The organism is Bacteroidota bacterium, from assembly GCA_034723125.1.
Classification (GTDB): domain Bacteria; phylum Bacteroidota; class Bacteroidia; order CAILMK01; family JAAYUY01; genus JAYEOP01.
Genome location: JAYEOP010000090.1, coordinates 1 through 4,801, shown reverse-complemented (window position 1 = coordinate 4,801; position 4,801 = coordinate 1). Strand labels below are relative to the sequence as shown.

At 32.0% G+C, this 4,801-nt stretch carries 4 protein-coding genes; 1 reads left to right on the top strand and 3 read right to left on the bottom strand.

Translation table 11 applies throughout. The annotated features are described in order from the left end of the window. Positions 1 to 24: 24 nt before the first annotated feature. Together U9R42_02755 and U9R42_02750 are read right to left on the bottom strand one after the other, a co-directional pair. Positions 25 to 249: a hypothetical protein gene (locus U9R42_02755; protein MEA3494935.1), complete on the bottom strand. Its 225-nt coding sequence runs from the start codon at positions 247 to 249 to the stop codon at positions 25 to 27. 206 nt (positions 250 to 455) lie between these two features. After that, positions 456 to 770, bottom strand: coding sequence for a DUF5320 domain-containing protein (locus U9R42_02750; protein MEA3494934.1), 315 nt, complete (start codon positions 768 to 770; stop codon positions 456 to 458). A gap of 414 nt (positions 771 to 1,184) precedes the next feature. Here U9R42_02750 and upp point away from each other — a divergent pair, with 414 nt between their 5' ends. Next, the gene (gene upp, locus U9R42_02745; protein ID MEA3494933.1) at positions 1,185 to 1,838 is read left to right on the top strand and encodes a uracil phosphoribosyltransferase; all 654 of its coding nucleotides are present in this window, start codon (positions 1,185 to 1,187) and stop codon (positions 1,836 to 1,838) included. Positions 1,839 to 1,871: 33 nt separating this feature from the next. Here upp and lon read toward each other — a convergent pair whose 3' ends face one another. Beyond that, positions 1,872 to 4,361 (bottom strand): endopeptidase La, encoded by a 2,490-nt coding sequence (gene lon / locus U9R42_02740; protein ID MEA3494932.1) that lies wholly within the window; start codon positions 4,359 to 4,361, stop codon positions 1,872 to 1,874. Positions 4,362 to 4,801 lie beyond the last annotated feature (440 nt).

Here is a 4,801-nt window from a genome sequence, read left to right as displayed (position 1 = left end):
GCAAATAATTTTTTCATTCAATTTTTATTTATTAAGTAATTCTTCTCTTATCATTGTTTTACCGCATTCAGGACATTTTAATGTTGTACATTTTACACCTTGTTCGTGTGAAATTTTTGTTCCGCATTTAGCACATACGCATAATCCACCTGTACCAAAGGCACCGCCTTTGTTTCGTCCTTGTCCTCCACCTCTTCCTAGTCCTCTGCCGCTTCCACTTCCTTTACTTTGATTTCTTCCTCTATTCATTTTATTTTGTGTTTATTTGATTAACAAATTTATTATTTTTTTTGCAACTATTCGGCATTAAGATTTTAAAATCCTATTTGTCTTGAAACTCTGTGCTTTTTTTCATGTTATAACTATTGCACAGTGTTACGCAAAGAAGCACAAAGGGTAATAAGTAATTTTCTAAAACCACTGCCAGCACTATATTTCATTAATTAGTTGCCTTTTTAATCCTTTTTGTTTATTTCAGAAAGTTGTTTTTCCATGTTTTCTAATTGCTCTTTTAAAATTTTTACATCATTTTCAAGCAATGTTTTTTCAGAAACATTTGAAACTCTTTCATCAAAACGTTGTCCGTAACCACCTCCGTTTCTAAAAGCATTTCCAGCACCTCTTCCCATTCCTCTTCCAAAACCACGTCCACCTCCAAAGTTTCCTGAATTATTTTCAAAACCCGGATGATTATTTCCTACACAATAACCCATTCTTCTTCCTGTTTGTTGACCCCTTCCTTCGGGACCTGTTCTATCGCCTCTTGGCATAATTAACTCCTTTTTGTTTAATTAATAAAAATATTACGCGACAAAGATAATGAACATATGTTCATAAACCAAATAATTTTTAACTTTTTTTATTACTGAGTCCACTCTAAAAAAAATGAGTGCAAGTTTTGAAAATCAGGAATTGTCCCATTCCCTAAAGGGAGTCCTGATTTTCAGCTACTTCTCCCTTTAGAGTTTGGGGTAAAAAGGAGCTGAAAATCATTTTAAAACTTTTTAGAGTGAACCCTAAACATTTCAGGTTAAGAAATAAATCAACGGCTTTATTATAAATAATCTTAGTTTTTATTGCAAGCTTATGCAAAATAATTCAAATTTAAACTTACAAGCTCTTTGCTTTCTCATAAATTTTCTTCAATTTTGTTGTGTGAAATTTAAAATTAAAAAAATAGAGTAATGCAAATAAATAATCTTAGTGAGAATAACAGCATCTTAAATCAGTTTGTTGCAGAAATTAGGGATGTTGATGTACAAAAAGACAGAATGAGATTCAGAAGAAATATAGAGCGTTTAGGTGAAATTTTCGCTTATGAAATAAGTAAGCAATTAGAGTACAAGAAAAAAGAAGTAATAACAAGTTTAGGAAAATCAAAAACATCGGTATTAAAAAGCCAGCCTGTACTTGCTACGATTCTACGAGCAGGAATTCCATTTCATAACGGATTTTTAAATTACTTTGATAAAGCAGGAAATGCTTTTGTTTCTGCTTACAGAAAACATACTTCTGAAAACGATTTTTTTATTCAACTTGATTATATTTCCACTCCAAAGCTTGATGATAAAACACTGATAATTGCCGATCCTATGCTTGCAACTGCATTGTCGTTAGTAGGTGCTTACAGAGGATTGCTTAAAAACGGGAAACCGAAACATACTCATTTGGTTGTAATAATAGCAACAGTATCGGGTATAGAATATTTGCAAAAAGAATTAAAAGATGAAAATATTACTCTTTGGACTGCTGCAATTGACAAAAAATTGAATTCAAAATCATACATTGTACCCGGACTTGGAGATGCCGGAGACCTTGAATATGGTAATAAGCTGTAACAACATTTTGTACTCTATCAGTGAATCGCAACTCTACTTCTTCTTCTTTTTTGCAAATTCAGGATTATTAATGTTTATTGGATTTTTAATTTTATTTTTTTCTAAAGCAATGTCAATCACTTCTTTTGCCATTTTTACATAATGGAACTTAATTCCTTCCAGATATTTCTTATTAATATCCTCAATATTTTTTCTGTTGCTTGCACATAAAATTATATCCGAAATTCCTTGTCTTTTTGCAGCAAGTATTTTTTCTTTAATTCCACCTACAGGCAACACTATGCCTCTAAGAGTAAGCTCACCTGTCATTGCATATTTTGAGTTTACTTTCCTTTGTGTAAAAATAGAAACCAAAGCTGTAAGAATTGTAATTCCTGCTGATGGTCCTTCTTTTGGAACAGCACCTTCCGGAACGTGAATGTGAATATCCCAATTTTCAAAAGCTGAAGAATCAATTTTGAAATCTTGATAATGAGATTTTAGGTAAGTATAAGCAAGCAATGCTGATTCTTTCATCACATCACCTAAGGTTCCTGTAAGATTTAGTTTTCCTTTTCCGGGAGCAACATTCACTTCAATAAAAAGTACATCACCACCCACAGGAGTCCAAGCTAGACCTGTTACAACACCGGGAAAGTTATCAACTTTGTAGGTGTCTTTCTCAAATATTTTTGGTCCAAGAATTTTAAATAATTTTTCAGCATTAACATTCTTTATAAAATCTTTGGAATTAGAAAGAAATGATTTTGTTTGATAACGACATATTTTTGCTATAGTTTTTTCAAGAGAACGAACACCTGATTCACGTGTGTAATCTTCAACAACTGAGGAAATAATTTGTTCATTAAGCATGATATGTTTGGTATTAAGACCATGCATTTTTCGTTGTTTTGGTAGAAGGAATTTTTTTGCAATCTGTATTTTTTCATCTAAAAGATAACCGCTCAAATCAATTATTTCCAATCGGTCGCGAAGTGCAGGATTAATTGTGTTTAATGTATTTGCAGTAGCGACAAACATTACATGGGAAAGATCAAATTCCATTTCAAGGTAATTGTCATAAAAGGTAGAATTTTGTTCGGGGTCAAGCACTTCCAAAAGAGCAGAAGCAGGGTCGCCTTTATAATCATTACCTACTTTATCAATTTCATCAAGGACGATAACAGGATTTGAAGTTTTTGCTTTTTTTATCGATTGAATAATACGCCCCGGCATTGCTCCAATGTATGTTTTTCTATGTCCTCTAATTTCTGCTTCATCATGTAATCCGCCAAGCGACATTCTAATATATTTTCTTCCCATGGCTCGTGCAATGGATTTTCCAAGTGAAGTTTTACCAACCCCCGGAGGTCCGTGAAGACATAAAATAGGGCTTTTCATATCTCCTTTCATTTTTATTACCGAGAGGTATTCCAGTATTCTTTCTTTTATTTTTTCAAGTCCGTAGTGATCTTCATCTAATATTTTCTGTGCTTTATCTAAATCTAAATTATCTTTTGAATAAACGTTCCATGGAAGGTCAAGCAACAATTCAACATAGTTTGCTAAAACCGAATAATCCGCTGCTGCAGGATTTGTCCTATGAAGTTTTACAAGTTCTTTATCAAATAATTCTTTTGTTTTTTTATCCCATTTTTTCTTTTTTCCTCTTTTTTTAAAATCTTCAAAATCTTTTTCGGGGCTTGAAGTACCAAGTTCCTCATGTATTTCTTTTAGTTGCTGTTGGAGGAAAAAATCTCTTTGTTGTTTGTCAAGGTCGGTTTTTACTTTTGAGTGAATTTCATTTTTTATCTTTAGCATTTCCAATTCTTGATTCAAATGCTTTAATATCAATGAAATTTTAGTAGGGACATCCTCAATTTTTAAAATTTCCTGTTTTTCTTTTACTCCTATATTCAGGTTTGAAGCAATAAAATTTATTAGAAACATTGGAACGTCAATGTTGTCAAGGGCTATTGATGCTTCCTTTGGAATGTTTGGGGAAAGATTAATTATTTGTTTCGCCATGTCTTTCATGGTTGACAACATTCCTTCTATTCGCTTGTTAGTCTTGAATTTTTTTGCTTTTTTAAGTTCTATTTCTGCGAGTAAATATGGTTCTGTATTTACCAGATTTTTTATTTTAAACTTTGTTATTCCCTGAATAATAACCATAGTATTATCATCAGGCAACTTAATTTTTTTAATTATGTTTGCAACAGTACCTATTTCAAAAATATTTTCCGGTTCCGGGTCATCAATATCTTGCGATCTTTGAGCAACAACACCTATTTTCCTGTCAGATTTTTCTGCATCACTAATAAGTTTTACTGATTTTTCCCTATTAATTGTTATAGGAATAACAGTGTTGGGGAATAAAACAGTATTTCGTAAAGGTAATATTGGTAGTTTGTTGGGTATTTTATCATCTTCGTTTTCTTGCTCTTCATCAGGGGGTAAAATAGAGATAAATTCGCCTTGTCCACCGGGAGAGTCAGATCCCATAAATCCAAATTCGCCTGAAAGTTTCTTTTTGCTGTTCATATAAGTTTTATTTAAAAGACAATATTAACAATTTGTTTTATGTAATGACTGTTTTTTTTATGCCTTTTTTATGATTTCTTTATCAATGATTTTTCAAATTTCTAAAAGCTTTTGCCCTAACTTCAAGTTTAATGCCATTGGACTTTTGCAGTACTACAATAATTCTTTTTTTATAAAAACACTTAATAATGTGTCATTTTGTCAAATTTACTAATAAAATAAACAAGTCAGCAGTAGGCAGTCTCCAGTTCGCAGTCTGTGCTTTGTGCTTGCCTGAATAGGGTTGACTTTTTTTGTTACTTTTTCCTCTGCGTTTCTGCAACTCTGCGTTTAAACAAATAAACAAAAAGAAGTGCCTTAAAGTACTAAAAGGTAAAAACTAAAAGGTAAAAGGTAAAAGCTAATCCTACGGACTTGCTTCGCTTCGAAAGTTATGAATA